This window comes from Stenotrophomonas sp. ASS1 (genome assembly GCF_004346925.1).
Lineage (GTDB): Bacteria > Pseudomonadota > Gammaproteobacteria > Xanthomonadales > Xanthomonadaceae > Stenotrophomonas > Stenotrophomonas maltophilia_A.
This window is the reverse complement of record NZ_CP031167.1, coordinates 4505001-4519962: the sequence shown is the minus strand read 5'-3', so window position 1 is coordinate 4519962 and position 14962 is coordinate 4505001. Positions and strand designations below refer to the sequence as shown.

The window sequence follows — 14962 nt, the reverse complement described above, 5'->3', positions numbered from 1 at the left end:
TGCCCGCGCGGCCGCCGTGCGCGGCTGCTCGTCCCCGCCAGCCCTCATGACTCCTTTCGCTGCATGAAGCATCGCGAACGCATCTCCCGTTACCGCCATCTGCGCGAACAGCCCCAGTGGAAGCTGCTCGCCGCCGACCACGCTCCGGAAATCATCGGCCTGCTGCAAGGGCTGCTGATGGACGGCGAGCGTACGCTGTCGTCGTCGGTGCTCAACGAGCGCCTGCAACGTGCGCTGGACCAGCTCAACGGCGACGAACTGTCGCGCGACCTGCCGCGTACCGCGCAGGCCTACATCGCGCACTGGCTGGCCCAGGGCTGGCTCGAACGCCGCCTGCCCGAAGGTGCCGACCAGGAGCAGTACGAGCTGTCGACCGCAGCGCTGCAGGCGATCCGCTTCGCCGATGGCCTGGAGCAGGCCCGCGTGGCTGCCACCGAAAGCCGGCTGGCGCTGGTCATCGAACAGCTCTCGCAGCTGGCCGCGCAGACCGAGTCCGATCCGGATGCGCGCCTGTCGGCGTTGCGCGACGAGCGCGACCGCATCGACGCCGAGATCGCCCGCGTTGGTGCCGGCCGCGTGATCGCGCTGGACGGCAAGCGCGCGCTGGAACGTGCGCGCCAGATCATCGGCCTGGCCGACGAGCTGACCGAGGACTTCCGCCGCGTGCGCGACGACTTCGAGCAGCTCAACCGCGATTTCCGCGAGCGCATCATCGACGACGAGGGTGAGCGCGGCGACGTGCTGTCGCAGTTGTTCGAAGGCGTGGACGTGATCGGCGAGAGCGATGCCGGCCGCAGCTTCCAGGCGTTCTGGCGACTGCTCAACGACGCCGAACAGAGCGCCCAGCTTGATGCTGCGCTGGAAGCGGTGCTGGCGCGTGGCTTTGCGCGCCGCCTGGACCGCAACGAGCGCAACTTCCTGCGTGGCTTCACCAGCACCATGCTCGAGCGCGGTGGCCAGGTACACGATGTGCTGCAGAACTTCGCGCGCAGCCTGCGCGGCTTCGTGCAGAGCCGTGGCTACCTGGAACAGCGCCGCCTCAACCAGCTGCTGAAGCAGGCGCAGTCCGAAGCGCTGGCGCTGCGCGACGAGTTCCCCGCACAGCGCGGCATCGGCCGTGACCTGCAGCTGACCACCAGCCGCCTGCGTTCGTGGTCGCAGTGGAAGCTGCATGATCCACGCAGCGCCCAGGTCGATGGCAACGTCGAGTACAACGACGCGGCCGCGATCAGCCTGGAAAGCGTCGGCGATCTGGTCGCTTCGTCCGAAATCGACTTCCGCACCCTGCGCCGCGACCTGCACGACCTGCTCGATGCACAGCCGCGGCTCAGCATCGCCCAGGCGCTGTCGCAGCGTGAAGCGCCGCAGGGCCTGGGCAGCGTCATCGGCTACCTGTCGCTGGGCACGCGCTTCGGCAATGTGATCGCCGGCGAGCAGGAGCTTGCCGAATGGCGTGGTGGCGACGGCCAGATCCGTCGCGCCCGCATCCCGCTGGTTTGGTTTACCCAGGAGAGACGCCATGAGCTGGCATGAAGATCCCATCGACGCAGCGCAGGCCGACGTGGCGGAAGACGCCTACGAAGCCGAGCCGGTGGCGGCCGTGGCGCAGCCCCGCCGTGGCAACGACGTGTACTACCTCGGCGATACCGGGCGCCTGCCGCTGGATGCGCGCCGCGCGCTGTGCCAGCTGCTGATCGGCCCTAGCATCGACCAGCTGCGCCACGCCAAGCTGTGGCCGGCGCTGATCCGCAGCGAGGCGGCCATCCGCTCGTCGCTGGCGGACCTGTTCCTGGAACTGGTGCTCGACCGTGACAGCGGCGTGGCGTTCACCCGCCAGGCCGACACCGAAGACGTTGATGCGCCGGTACTGCTGCGCACCTCGCCGCTGACCTTCATCGATTCAGTGCTGCTGCTGTACCTGCGCCAGCAGCTGGCCGAGGCCGATGCGCGCGGCAACCGCGCGGTGGTCGCCGACGCCGAGATGGCCGAAGCGCTGGCCATCTACGAGAAGAACCTGTCCACCGACCGCGCCGGCTTCAACCGCCGCGTTGCTTCGGCAGTGCAGAAGATGAAGGACAACCACATCCTGACCCGCCTCAGCGGCCAGGAAGACCGCCACGAAGTCTCGCCGGCGCTGAAGCTGCTGTTCTCCGCCGAAGACGTGTCCCAGCTTTCGGCGGTGTACCGCCAGCTGCGCGAAACCCCGGCCGCCGAGGCCTGAGAGACCCGACCATCGCATGGCTATCTCCAAGCACACTCCCGCACTGTTCAACGAAGGCCTGCCGGACCCGCGCCTGCAGCAGTTCCGCATGCGCCGCCTGCAGGTGCACAACTGGGGCACCTTCAACGGCCTGACCGAAGTGCCGATCGCCGAGCGCGGCTTCCTGTTCGTCGGCCGTTCCGGCTCGGGCAAGTCGACCCTGCTCGATGCCATGTCCGCGCTGCTGACGCCGCCGGCCATCGTCGACTTCAACGCCGCCGCGCGTGAAGCCGAGCGCAGCGGCCGCGACCGCAACCTGGTGTCCTACGTGCGTGGCGCGTGGGCTGACCAGCAGGACAGCGGCACCGGCGAAATCGCTACCCAGTACCTGCGCAAGGGCGCGACCTGGACCGCACTGGTGCTGGAGTACCGCGCCGGCGATGGCCGCGTGGTCAGCCTGGTGCGCCTGCTGTGGATCTCCGGCAACGGCACCTCGGCCGGCGACGTGCGCAAGCACTACATGATCGCCGAGCGTCCGTTCGACATCGCCAAGGATCTCGGCGGCTTCGACCTGGACCTGCGCAAGCTCAAGCAGAAGCTGTCCGACCTGCACCACTTCGACACCTTCTCCGGCTACGCCGAGCGCTTCCGCGACCTGCTCGGTATCGACAACGAAATGGCGCTGCGCCTGCTGCACAAGACGCAGTCGGCGAAGAACCTGGGCGACCTCAACGTCTTCCTGCGCGACTTCATGCTCGACACGCCGAAGACCTTCGACGCCGCCGAGCGCCTGGTCAGCGACTTCGCCGAGCTCGATGGCGCGCACCAGGCCGTGGTCACCGCGCGCCGCCAGGTGGAAACCCTGCTTCCGGCACGCGCCTACTACAACGACCTGAAGGAAATGCACCGCCAGCGCGGCGACGACGAAGCGCTGAAGCTCGGCGTCGACAGCTTCCGCGAAAGCCGCCGCCAGGCGCTGATCGAAGCGCGCCTGCGCGAGATGGACGTGCGTGACCGTGGCCTGCTCGGCGAAGAGGCCCAGCGCCGCGCCGCGCTCGACAACCACACCGAGCGCCTGGCCGAACTGGAACTGCAGCGCCGCCAGCAGGGCGGTGAGCGTATCGAGGAACTGGAGCGCGAGCAGGGCCGCGCCGAAGCCGAGCGCGACCGCCGCAAGGCCAAGCGTGACCAGGCCCAGGAGGCGGCACAGCAGCTGCAGGCCGAACTGCCCGACGATGCCCATGGTTTCGCCGAGCTGGTCGAGCGCGCGCAGAACGAACTGCAGGACCGCCAGCGTGCCTCGGCGGCACTGGACGATGCGATCAGCGATCGCCTCGGCGGCAAGCGCGACGACGAGCGCCGCTTCAGTGAAGTGCGCAGCGAACTCGAAGCGATGCAGCGCACGCCGTCCAACATTCCGGCGCCGATGCAGAAGCTGCGCGCGCGCCTGGCCGAGGAAACCGGCATCGCCGAAGCGGCGCTGCCGTTCGTCGGCGAGCTGATCCAGGTCCGCTCGGAAGAGCAGGGCTGGCAGGGCGCCATCGAACGTGTGCTGGGCGGCTTCGCGCTGTCGCTGCTGGTCGATGACAAGCACTACAACGACGTCGCCGAGTGGGTGAACCGTACCCACCTGGGCATGCGCTTCACCTACTACCGCGTGCGCCGCAACGATGATGCGTTCGCGCGCGAGCCGTCGGCGAAGTCGCTGCTGCACAAGCTGGAGCTGCGCGAGCATGTGTTCGAAAGCTGGCTGCGGCGCGAGCTCGGCAAGCGCTTCGACTACGAGTGCGTGGATGCCAAGCAGCTGCGCAACGTCGACCGCGGCATCACCCGCGAAGGCCAGGTCAAGCATCCGGGCGACCGCTTCGAGAAGGACGACCGCAGTGCGGTGGGCGACCGCCGTCGCTGGATCCTCGGCTTCAACAACCACGACAAGGTGGGCGCCTTCGAGCGCGAAGCACAGGAACTGGCCAAGCGCATCGCCAGCTGCGAGACCGACATCGCACGCCTGCGCGGCCAGCGCGACCGCGACAATGAGCGCCGCCTGGCCTGCCACGAGCTGGTCAGCATCAGCTGGAACGAGATCGACATCGCTGCCCCGCAGCAGCGCCTGAGCGATATCGAAGCGACGCTGCGCGACCTGCGTGAAGGCAACGCCGACCTCGCCAAGCTGGCCAAGCAGATCGACGCCGTGCGCGCCGACATCGAGCAGGCCCGCCGCACCTATGAAGACGTCCGCGTCGAGCGCGGGCAGCTGGTCAAGGAACGCGACCGCCTGGACCGCGCGCGCCAGCAGAGCCGTGCGCTGGTGCTGCCGAGCCTGGCCCAGGAGCAGGAAGCCGGCCTTGCCGAGCGCCTGCAGGAGCAGGGCCCGCTCAGCCTGGAAACGCTGGAAGCGCACATGCGCCAGGTCAGCAACGCGCTGAACGAGCAGCTGTCGTCCTCGCAGCAGGACCTCAACCGCATCGAGAACCAGCTGATCGGCTGCTTCCGTCGCTTCATCCAGCAGTGGCCGGAGGAATCGGGCGACTTCACCGTCTCGGTGGCCTCGGCCGAGGACTTCCTCGCCCGCCTCGAACGCCTGGAGCGCGACGGCCTGCCGCAGCACGAAGAGCGCTTCTTCGATCTGTTGCAGAACCAGAGCAAGAACAACCTGCTGGCCCTGCAGCGCCACAGCGCCGAGGCCCGCAAGTCGATCGGCCAGCGCCTGGACGAGGTGAACGCCAGCCTGGAACAGGTGCCGTTCAACCGTGGCACGCTGCTGACCATTGAACTGAGCGACCGCCGCCTGCCGGAAGTCGGTGAGTTCCACCTGCAGCTGCGCGAGGTGCTGTCGCAGCAGCAGACCGAGCAGCGCGAGCTGGCCGAATCGCAGTTCACCGTGCTGCGCCAGCTGGTCAACCGCCTGGGTTCACAGGAAGGCGAAGACAAGCGCTGGCGCGAACTGGTGCTGGACGTGCGCATGCACGTGGAGTTCATCGGCGTCGAGCTGGATGCGGAAACGCGCCAGCAGGTCGAGATCTACCGCAGCGGCGCCGGCAAGTCCGGCGGCCAGCGCCAGAAGCTGGCTACCACCTGCCTGGCGGCAGCGCTGCGCTACCAGCTCGGCGGTGCCGACAGCCAGCTGCCCAGTTACGCCGCGGTCGTGCTTGACGAAGCCTTCGACAAGGCCGACAACGAGTTCACCGCACTGGCGATGAACATCTTCGACAACTTCGGCTTCCAGATGGTGGTGGCCACCCCGCTGAAGTCGGTGATGACGCTGGAACCGTTCATCGGCGGTGCCTGCTTCGTCGAAATCAGCGGCCGTCACGACTCCGGCGTGCTGCTGATCGAGTACGACGAAGAAGGCAAGCGCCTGAAGCTGCCCGAGCGCAGCCGCCAGCAGGCCAACGAACCGGAAGAAGCGGAGGCCTGACCCGGCCGATTGAATGGGAATGCCGGCCAGCGGCCGGCACTACCCATGGGCGGGGTTCATGACCCGGTAGTGCCGGCCGCTGGCCGGCAACCGCACTCACGCTCCGCGCAACGTATCCCACGCCATCCGCGCGATCAGCACCACCACCAGCCCCACGAACAGCTTGCGGATGAACGGCGTGCCGCCCTTCAGCGCCAACCGCGTGCCCACCACCGAACCGATGATGTTGGCCGCCGCCATCGGCAGCGCGAACAGCCACAGGATGTTGCCGGTCGGCACGAAGAACGAGATCGCCGCCACATTGGTCGCCAGGTTCACCACCTTCGATGCCGCCGACGCGCGCAGGAAATCCAGGCCGAAGAAGCGCACGAACAGGAAGATCAGGAAGCTGCCGGTGCCCGGCCCGAAGAAACCATCGTAGAAGCCGATCGCCGCACCAATGGCCAGTGCGATGGTCAGCTCGCGGCGGCCGATCTCCTGCGGCCGGTGCAGCGCGCCGAAGTCCTTTTTCCACAACGTGTAGGCCAACATCGCGATCAGCAGCACCAGCACCAGTGGGCGCACCGCGTCCTTGGGCAGCAGGCTCACCGCGGTGGCCCCGGCGAAGGAGAAGATGAAGGCGGTGCCGGCCGCGAACAGCACCGGCTTCCACGGGAAGCGCACGTTGCGCGCATAGCGCCAGGCAGCCGCACCGGTGCCGAACATCGAACTGAACTTGTTGGTACCGAACAGCATCGCCGGCGTCTGCTGCGGCAGCACCGTGAACAGGCCGGGCAGCTGAACCAGGCCACCGCCACCCACGGCGGCATCCACAAGACCGGCGATGAAGGCGATCACCACCAGCCACCACAACTCAGGGGGAACCAGTTCCAGCACGGCGATCAATCAAGGTGGGGGCGCGACAGCATACGCCTGTCCTGCTTCAGCTGGCCCGTGCCGCGCGTGGATCAATCCGCGCAACCCGGCGACAATGCCGGCATGAGCCGAAAACCCGCCGATCCCTGTCCCTGTGGCCTTCCCGCCGACTATGCAGCCTGCTGCGGCCGTTTCCACGCCGGTGAAGCCGCGCCCGATGCCGAGCGCCTGATGCGTTCGCGTTACAGCGCCTACGTGCGCGGTCTGGCTGATTACCTGCGCCAGAGCTGGCATCCGGACACGCGTCCGGCCGAGTTGACGCTGGATGATGCACCCGGCCAGCGTACCCATTGGCTGGGCCTGACCGTGCACGAGCACACCGTCACCGGTGCTGACAGCGCCGATGTCCGCTTCACCGCGCGCTATCGCGTCGGCGGCGGCAGTGCGGTCAAGATGACCGAACACAGCCGCTTCCAGCGCATCGACGGCCGCTGGTACTACCTCGACGCGGTCTGAGCCCTACACGCTGCGCGCAGCCAGCACGCGCTGGCCGCCGTGCGCGTGCACCTGGTTGCGGCCGCCGTCCTTGGCCACGTACAGCGCCTGGTCGGCGGCCTTGACCACCGCCATTGGGCGCGGATCCACGCGGCTGTCGGCCAGCCCGATGCTCACCGTCACCTGTACCACCTGGCCGCTGCCACCGCGTCCGCGCTGCTGTCGGCCGGCTTCGTCATCACGGCTGCGGGTGCTGCGGTCGCGCAGCTGCATGCGGGTCTCCTCGATGCTCTGCCGCAGCGCCTCCACGGCATCCATGCAGGCCGCCGCAGGGCGGTCCAGGAACACCACCGCGAACTCCTCACCGCCATAGCGGAATGCACGGCCACCGTCGCCCACCCGCGCCAGCCGCGAGGCCACCAGGCGCAGTACATCGTCGCCGGTGTCGTGGCCATGGGTGTCGTTGAATGACTTGAAGTGGTCCACGTCCACCATCGCGATGCTGTAGGTGCCGCGTGCCCGCTGCAGGGTCTCGTTGAATGCCCGTCGCCCCGGCAGGCCGGTCAACTCATCGCGGAAGGCCATGTGGAAGGACTCCTGCAGCATCGCGCCCAGCATCAGCAGCAGGGCGGCGCTGCTCAGCGCCGGCAGCAGCACCGGCTGCAGGAAGATCCGCGGCAGCATCCACCACAGGCACAGCAGGGCCAGCAGCATCGCCGTGTGCAGTGGCCGAGGATGCCGCCACGCCTGCCAGCCCAACGCTGCGGTCGCCAGCAGGAACAGCAGCGCCGGCAGCTGCGCCAGCGCGCTCCAGTCGGCGGGAATCCAGGCCCAGTGACGGTTCGACAGCAGATCGTGCATGCCGCGCGGCTGCTGTGTGGCTAGCAGCAGGAAGATCATCACCGCGGTGCCGCTGGCAATACCGCGCAGCAGCAGGTCCTGGCGCCGCCGTCCGCGCTCCGGCCACAACGCAAGGCCGGCAGACAACAGCGGCAACCAGGCCGAGATGGCGTGGAAGCGCAGCGGTGTCAGCGTGGTGACATGGCCATTGCGCAGGTAGCCAGCGACGTCCTGGTGCAGCAGCGCGAACATCACCGCCACAACCATCAGCAGGCACAACGTGCGCACCTGGTGGTAGAGCAGGGCCAGGCCGGCACCGAGGCAGGCCATCAGCCAGGGCAGGACGCGCTGCGCCGGGCTGGCCACGTCTGCGGTATCCAATGCGGTCCACACCACCACGGCAACCAGCACGGCAGGCAGCACGAACAGGTAATGCGCAGGCTGGCGGAGCGGATGCAGGGGCAAGCAGGAATTCCAGCGCGGTGACGACGCGGCCGCAGCATTGCCGTTAGCGGCGCTCGTGGTGGCTTCTTGAATGCGGCAGGCTCATCCATGTGAACGAAGTGACGCCGAACCATGACGTCGCACTCACCGTCCAGCGCCGATGCTGCCCACATGGACAGCGTACCCGCCGCCGTCGCTGCCCCGCAGCACGATCTCGCCCGCCAGTTCGCCCGTGTACGGACGCGCAGCCTGCAGTTGGCCGCGCCGCTCAGTGCCGAGGACGCCATGCTGCAGAGCATGGCTGACGCCAGCCCGAGCAAATGGCACCTGGCCCACACCACCTGGTTCTTCGAACGCTTCGTGCTGGCGGGTTTCGCCACCGCGCCAGCGCATGACCCGGGCTGGGACTACCTGTTCAACAGCTACTACAAGAGCATCGGCCCGGCGCATGCGCGGCCACAGCGCGGGTTGCTGTCGCGCCCGTCGCTGCAGCAGGTGCGCGACTACCGCCAGCAGGTCGATGCGCAGGTGCAATCGCGGTTGGCGGCGGGCGATCTCGATGAACAGGCACTGCAACATCTGCAGCTGGGCCTGCAGCACGAGCAGCAGCACCAGGAACTGCTGCTCACCGACATCAAGCATGCGTTCTGGTGCAACCCATTGCAGCCCGCCTACCGCGAGGACCTGCAGCCTGCCACCAGCGCTGCCAGTGCGCAGGGCTGGATCGAATCACCCGAGCGCATCGTCACCGTCGGCGCCGCGGCATGGCCGCAGCAGGCCGCGTTCGCCTACGACAACGAATCGCCAGCGCACCGCGTGCTGCTCCCCGCGCACGCATTGGCCGAGCGTCCCGTCAGCAATGCCGAGTATCGGGCCTTCATCGACGCCGGTGGCTATCGCGAACCGCGCTGGTGGCTCAGCGAAGGCTGGGCGCTGCGCGAAGCCGAGGGCTGGCAGCACCCGCTGTACTGGGATGACGCCCTGCAGCGCGAGTACACCCTGGGCGGTTGGCGCGAACTGGATCCGCACGCGCCGGTCTGCCACCTCAGCTACTACGAGGCCGATGCCTGCGCCCGCTGGTCCGGCGCGCGCCTGCCCAGCGAGTACGAATGGGAAGCCGCCGCTGCGTCGCAGCCGCTGCGCGGCCATTTCGCTGACGACGACCGGCTGCATCCGCTGGCAGCGCAGGGCAGTGGAATACGGCAGCTGTTCGGCGATGTCTGGGAGTGGACCCACAGCGCGTATGGCGCCTATCCGGGCTTCCGTCCCTTCGCCGGCAACCTCGGTGAGTACAACGGCAAGTTCATGTGCGGGCAGTGGGTGCTGCGTGGCGGCAGCTGCGCGACACCCCGCGGCCATGTGCGCGCCAGCTACCGCAACTTCTTCATGCCGCCGGCGCGCTGGCAGTTCTCCGGGCTGCGCCTGGCCAGGGACCTCACATGAGCACCGTCCATGACGCGCTGCAGGCATTGACCGATCTCACTCCCGGCCGCCAGCAGATCCTGGCCGACGTAGTGGCCGGACTCTCACGTACGCCGCGCCAGCTGCCGTCCAAGTACTTCTACGATGCGCGTGGCTCGCGACTGTTCGAGCAGATCACGCAGACCCCCGAGTACTACCCCACGCGCACCGAGCTGGCCCTGCTGAAGCGTGTGCTGCCGGACATCGCCCGCAGCGTTGGCCCGCGTCTGCACGTGGTGGAGCTGGGCAGCGGCAGCGGACGCAAGACCGCGCTGCTGCTGGCCGCACTTCACGACCCGGTGGCCTATACGCCGATTGAAATCTCGCGGGCCGCGCTGCTGTCCAGCATCGATCATCTGGCGTCGGCGTTGCCGGAGGTGGAGATGCTGCCGGTCTGTGCCGACTTCACCCGCCCCGTCGCCGTTCCCATGCCCGAGCGCGAACCCGCGCGACGGCTGCTGTTCTTCCCCGGTTCCACGCTGGGCAACTTTGAAGGCGAAGACGCGGTCGCACTGCTGCGGGCGATGCGCCAGACGATGGGCCGCGACGGCCTGGCCCTGGTCGGCATCGATCTGCACAAGGACCCGGCGCTGATCGAAGCGGCCTACAACGACACGCAGGGTGTCACCGCCGCGTTCACTCTCAACCTGCTGGCCCGGCTCAATCGCGAGATCGGCAGCGACTTCGACCTCGACGGCTTCCACCACCGCGCCTGCTACAGCACCGCGCGGCTGCGCATCGAAACCGATCTGGTCAGCCGCTGGGCGCAGGATGTGCATCTGGACGGCCGCACCTTCCACTTCGCCGCCGACGAACCGATCCGTGTGGAGTACAGCCACAAGTACACCGACGACAGCTTCGAGGCGCTGCTGCAGCAGGCGGGCCTGCAGGTCACGCAGCGCTGGAATGCCGACAGTCCCGCCTACGGCCTGCGCCTGCTGCGTGCCATCTAGGGCGGCCGGCCAGCCGGTACCCCTTCAGGTTCTGCAGCACCGCTACCCCTAAGATGGCCGTGCAACGGCAACACGGAGGACGCCATGCCCATTCTGACCACCCTCGGCCTGGCGGCCGCTCTCGCCTCGCCCCCCGCGCTGCCTGCAGCACCGGATGCCAGCGTCGATCCGGCCTTCAGCCGCTGCCTTTCGGGCCTTCAGGCCACGGCCGCCAGCCAAGGCATCAGCGCCGAGCGCTTCAACGAAATCATCGCCGGCCTCACCCCGGACCCCAGTGTGCTCGGCCTGCTCGACGCGCAGCCGGAATTCACCACGCCGATCTGGGACTACCTGGCCGCGCTGGTCGATCGCCAGCGCGTGGCTGATGGTCGCGCCATGCTGCAGCAGCATCGCGACCTGCTCGATCGAGTGTCGGCGCAGTACGGTGTCGATCCGGCCACCATCGTCGCGGTCTGGGGCGTGGAGAGCGACTACGGCCGCGTGTTCGGCAAGCGCCCCCTGCTGCAGTCACTGGCCACGCTGTCCTGCGCCGGCCGTCGCCAACCCTTCTTCCGCGGTGAATTGCTGGCACTGCTCAAGCTGATCGACCGCGGCGACCTGCAGGCACAGGGCCTCACCGGTTCCTGGGCCGGTGCCTTCGGGCATACGCAGTTCATGCCCAGCACCTACGCACGCATCGCCGTGGACGGTGATGGCGATGGCCGCCGCGATCTGGTCGGCAGCATTCCCGATGCGCTGGCCTCCACTGCCAACTACCTCAAGCGTGCCGGCTGGCGCAGTGGCGAGCCGTGGGGCATGGAAGTTCTCGTTCCCGCTGGCTTCAACGCCAGCCAGGCCGGACGTACCCAGCGTCGCGCCCTGGCCGACTGGCGTGCGCAGGGCCTGACCGCGCTGGATGGCAGTGCGCTGGCTCCGGCCAACCTGCCGGCGGATGCGCGCGCCGCCCTGCTGCTGCCGGCCGGCAACAAGGGCCCGGCGTTGCTGGTGTTCCGCAACTACGACGCGATCTACAGCTACAACGCCGCCGAAAGCTATGCGCTGGCGATCGCCACGCTGGCCGACCAGCTGCGTGGCGGCAACGGGCTGGCTACCGCCTGGCCGACGGATGATCCCGGCATCGGCCGCGATGAACGCCGCCAGCTGCAGGCCCTGCTGCTGGCGCGTGGCTACGACATCGGCAGCGCCGACGGCATGATCGGTATTGCCACCCGTCGCGCGATCCAGTCCGAGCAGCAGCGCCTGGGCTGGGCCAACGCCGATGGGCGTGCCGGCCAACGCATCCTGCGCGCGCTGCAGGAAGAGGCGGCCGCCATCGCACCCGCTGCGCAGAAGGCCTTGCCCCAGGCACGCTGACCGCGACATCATCGCCGCGGTCTTCAAGGAGCGTCATCGCATGCAGTCGGATCCGGACATCAGCAGCGGCCTGTATCACGGGCTGGAGGCCTGGCACGTGCGCACCCCCAGCGCGACGGCGGTCATCAGCGTGTTCGGCGGACAGCTGCTGTCGTTCATTCCCGATGGGCAGCCCGATGTACTGTGGCTTTCGCCCACGCGCGCCGAGCTGCCCACGCCCATCCGCGGTGGCGTCCCGGTGTGCTGGCCGTGGTTCGGCCGCCAGGGCCAGAACAATGATGTGCCCGCGCATGGCCTGGTGCGCACCGCGCGTTGGGAGCTTCTGCAGGCCAGCCAGAGCGATGACGGTGAGGTCGAGCTGCAGTTGGCACCTGCACCCTGCGCCGATCCCGGCCTGCGCCTGCAGATGCAGTTGCGCATCGGCCGCCAGCTGCGTCAGCAGCTCGTCACCGAAAACACCGGAACCTCGCCGGTGACCTTCACCCAGGCCCTGCACAGCTATTTCCGGGTGGGCGATGCCAACCAGGTCGAGGTCGAGGGCCTTGATGGCCTGCAGTACCTGGACAAGTACGAGGACTATGCGCAGCTGCGCCTGCAACAGGGACCGTGGTCATTGCGCGATCCGCGTGACCCAGGTCGCAGCGATCGCATCTATACCGGTGCCGGCGGCCATTACGTGCTGCGTGATCCCGTACTGCAGCGGCGGATCGAGATCCGCAGCGAAGGCAGCCAGACGCTGGTGGCCTGGAATCCCGGTGCGGAGGCGGCAGCGAAAATGGCCGATGTCGGCGATGGCTGGCACGATTACGTTTGCCTGGAAGTGGCCAACGCAGGCCCGGAGCAGATTACGCTTGCGCCGGGTGAGCGCCATCAGCTGGTGCAGACCCTGGCCAGTACCGGGCTGTAGGCGCTGGCAGCGGTTTCAGTTTGTCGATGCAGTAGCAAGGACGGAAAACATGCAGGAAGCACAATGGTGGTACGCCAATGGCAGGCAGAGCAGTGGGCCGGTGGATCTGGCCGGTCTTCGCCAGCTGCAGCGGGAAGGGACGGTCACGGCGCGAACGCTGCTCTGGTGCGAGGGCATGCCCTCGTGGCGGCCGTTGGCGGAGCTGGATCAGGCCTCAACGCAGGTCGAGGTGGCTCCGGTCCTGGATATCGACGCAGCGCCCGCGGCTGAGGGCATCGCGCCGAGTGTCGGCGATCCGTCCGATCCCTATCGTGCACCGGTTGCGGCACCGGAGACGGCCGCGGCGGCTGGGCTGGAGGGCGAAATGGCCTTGTACGCCAGCGTGGTCGGTGGCAACTTCCCGATCTATCGCCAGCGCTGGCGGCTGGATCAGGGCATCGCCACGGGCAGTGGCACCTGGCACTGGCCGGCCTTCCTGCTCGGCCTGATCTGGATGATGTACCGCAAGATGTACCGCCTGGCGGCGATGTGGGCTGGCCTGCTGCTGCTGATCAGCGTGGTCGAGACCTTGCTGGATGTGCCGGATGGCCTGTCACTGGTCATCACCTTCGCGCTCAGCATCACCACCGGCATCTTTGGCAACAGCTGGTACCTGGCACACTGCCAGCGCCTGATCGCCCAGGCCCGTACCGTGACCGGCGGTGATGACACACGGCTGCGCAGCGAGCTGACTGCACGCGGCGGCACCAGCGTGGTCGCCACACTGATCGCCATCGTCATCGCGGTGGTGCTAAGTACGGTCGGCGCTGCATTGGCGGGTTAGGCCGGATCAGCCGGCCTGGCGTGGCCGCAGTACCAGCAGGCACAGGGCTCCGGCCACCAGCCCCCAGAACGCCGAGCCGATGCCGGCCAGCGAGACGCCCGAGGCGGTCACCAGGAAGGTGACCAGTGCCGCCTCGCGGTCCCGCTCTACTGCCAGCGCACTGGCCAGGCTGTTGGCGATGGTGCCGAACAGCGCGATACCGGCCACGCAGGCCACCAGCTCTTTCGGGAACGCCGCGAACAGTGCGGCCACGGTGGCGCCGAACAGCCCGACGACAATGTAGAAGGCGCCGGCCGCCATCGCTGCGGTATAGCGTCGTGCCGGGTCCTCATGCGCATCGCGGCCCATGCAGATCGCTGCGGTGATTGCCGCCAGGTTCAGTGCGTATGCACCGAACGGTGCCAGCAGCGTATTGACTACACCGATCCAGCCGATCAGCGGCGACACCGGGGCGTCGTAGCCGGATGCGCGCATCACCGCCACGCCCGGAATGTTCTGCGAGGCCATGGTGACCACGAACAGGGGCAGGGCGATGCCAGCCACTGCAGTCCAGGACAGGGATGGGGTCACCCATTGCGGTACCGCCAGTTGCAGCTGCACCTGCTGTGCGTGCAGCAGGCCACGGCTGGCCGCCACCGCGATGCCGACCAGCAGGGTGGCGATGACCGCATAGCGCGGGAACAGGCGGCGTCCGCCCAGCCAGGTGGCGAACATGGCCAGCGCCAGTACCAGTTGGGTGTTCATGGCCACGAACACGTCCAGGCCGAAGCGCAGCAGCACCCCGGCCAGCATGCCGGCGGCCAGCGCCATCGGCACCCGCTGCATCAACCGGGCGAAGATGCCGGAGAAGCCTGCCAGCATGCCAAGCACCGCAGCGAGCAGGAATGCACCGGTGGCTTCAGCGAGCGAGGCACCGCCTGCACCGACCACCAGCATCGCCGCGCCCGGGGTTGACCACGCGGTCACCACCGGCACGCGATAGCGCAGCGACAGCCCGATGCAGGTGACACCCATGCCCAGTCCCAGTGCCCACATCCATGAGGCGATCTGTGCCTGGTTGGCACCGACGGCTTGTGCAGCCTGGAACACGATGACGGCCGAACTGGCGAAGCCGACCAGCACAGTAATGAAGCCGGCAACGAGGGCCGGTAATTAAAGGGCGGGCCACCAGGCTGGCGGCAGGTGGATGTTCATGGCGGTCTCTCCACTGTGC

Annotated in this window: 12 protein-coding genes; 9 read left to right on the top strand and 3 right to left on the bottom strand. The window is 68.1% G+C overall.

Annotated features, from left to right (window positions below; all coding sequences use genetic code 11):
• The first annotated feature begins 63 nt into the window (after nt 1–63).
• From MG068_RS20810 to MG068_RS20800, 3 genes are read left to right on the top strand one after another with little or no spacing between them, the layout of a single operon-like run.
• Nucleotides 64–1533, top strand: a complete 1470-nt coding sequence (locus tag MG068_RS20810; RefSeq protein WP_046985163.1) for a DUF3375 domain-containing protein — start codon at nt 64–66, stop codon at nt 1531–1533.
• On the top strand, nt 1520–2221 hold the full coding sequence (locus MG068_RS20805; RefSeq protein WP_005411692.1) for a DUF4194 domain-containing protein: 702 nt from the start codon (nt 1520–1522) through the stop codon (nt 2219–2221). Before MG068_RS20810 ends, MG068_RS20805 begins: the two co-directional genes overlap by 14 nt.
• Nucleotides 2222–2237: 16 nt before the next feature.
• Nucleotides 2238–5618, top strand: a complete 3381-nt coding sequence (locus MG068_RS20800; protein ID WP_132811069.1) for an ATP-binding protein — start codon at nt 2238–2240, stop codon at nt 5616–5618.
• Nucleotides 5619–5714: 96 nt separating this feature from the next.
• Here the strand turns inward: MG068_RS20800 and MG068_RS20795 are convergent, their stop codons facing one another.
• The gene (locus tag MG068_RS20795; RefSeq protein ID WP_071229494.1) at nt 5715–6494 is read right to left on the bottom strand and encodes a sulfite exporter TauE/SafE family protein; all 780 of its coding nucleotides are present in this window, start codon (nt 6492–6494) and stop codon (nt 5715–5717) included.
• 102 nt (nt 6495–6596) lie between these two features.
• On the opposite strand from MG068_RS20795, the gene MG068_RS20790 reads away from it, so the two are divergent.
• Nucleotides 6597–6989, top strand: a complete 393-nt coding sequence (locus tag MG068_RS20790; RefSeq protein ID WP_132811068.1) for a YchJ family protein — start codon at nt 6597–6599, stop codon at nt 6987–6989.
• A 3-nt stretch (nt 6990–6992) separates the two neighbouring features.
• Here MG068_RS20790 and MG068_RS20785 read toward each other — a convergent pair whose 3' ends face one another.
• Nucleotides 6993–8273, bottom strand: a complete 1281-nt coding sequence (locus tag MG068_RS20785) for a GGDEF domain-containing protein (protein ID WP_132811067.1) — start codon at nt 8271–8273, stop codon at nt 6993–6995.
• A gap of 150 nt (nt 8274–8423) precedes the next feature.
• Here MG068_RS20785 and egtB point away from each other — a divergent pair, with 150 nt between their 5' ends.
• The 5 genes from egtB to MG068_RS20760 all read left to right on the top strand — a co-directional run bounded on the left by egtB (nt 8424) and on the right by MG068_RS20760 (nt 13749).
• Complete coding sequence (egtB, locus tag MG068_RS20780; protein WP_132811169.1) at nt 8424–9695, top strand: ergothioneine biosynthesis protein EgtB; 1272 nt, start codon at nt 8424–8426, stop codon at nt 9693–9695.
• Complete coding sequence (gene egtD / locus MG068_RS20775) at nt 9692–10666, top strand: L-histidine N(alpha)-methyltransferase (protein WP_132811066.1); 975 nt, start codon at nt 9692–9694, stop codon at nt 10664–10666. The genes egtB and egtD overlap by 4 nt, the downstream gene beginning before the upstream one ends.
• 84 nt (nt 10667–10750) lie before the next feature.
• Complete coding sequence (locus MG068_RS20770; RefSeq protein WP_132811065.1) at nt 10751–12019, top strand: lytic murein transglycosylase; 1269 nt, start codon at nt 10751–10753, stop codon at nt 12017–12019.
• Between the two features lie 40 nt (nt 12020–12059).
• Complete coding sequence (locus MG068_RS20765) at nt 12060–12926, top strand: D-hexose-6-phosphate mutarotase (RefSeq protein WP_132811064.1); 867 nt, start codon at nt 12060–12062, stop codon at nt 12924–12926.
• A gap of 49 nt (nt 12927–12975) precedes the next feature.
• A complete protein-coding gene (locus MG068_RS20760; protein WP_132811063.1) occupies nt 12976–13749 on the top strand; it encodes a DUF2628 domain-containing protein in 774 nt (257 codons plus the stop codon).
• 6 nt (nt 13750–13755) lie between these two features.
• On the opposite strand, the gene MG068_RS20755 is transcribed toward MG068_RS20760, so the two are convergent.
• Complete coding sequence (locus MG068_RS20755) at nt 13756–14877, bottom strand: benzoate/H(+) symporter BenE family transporter (protein WP_132811062.1); 1122 nt, start codon at nt 14875–14877, stop codon at nt 13756–13758.
• Between the last annotated feature and the right edge of the window lie 85 nt (nt 14878–14962).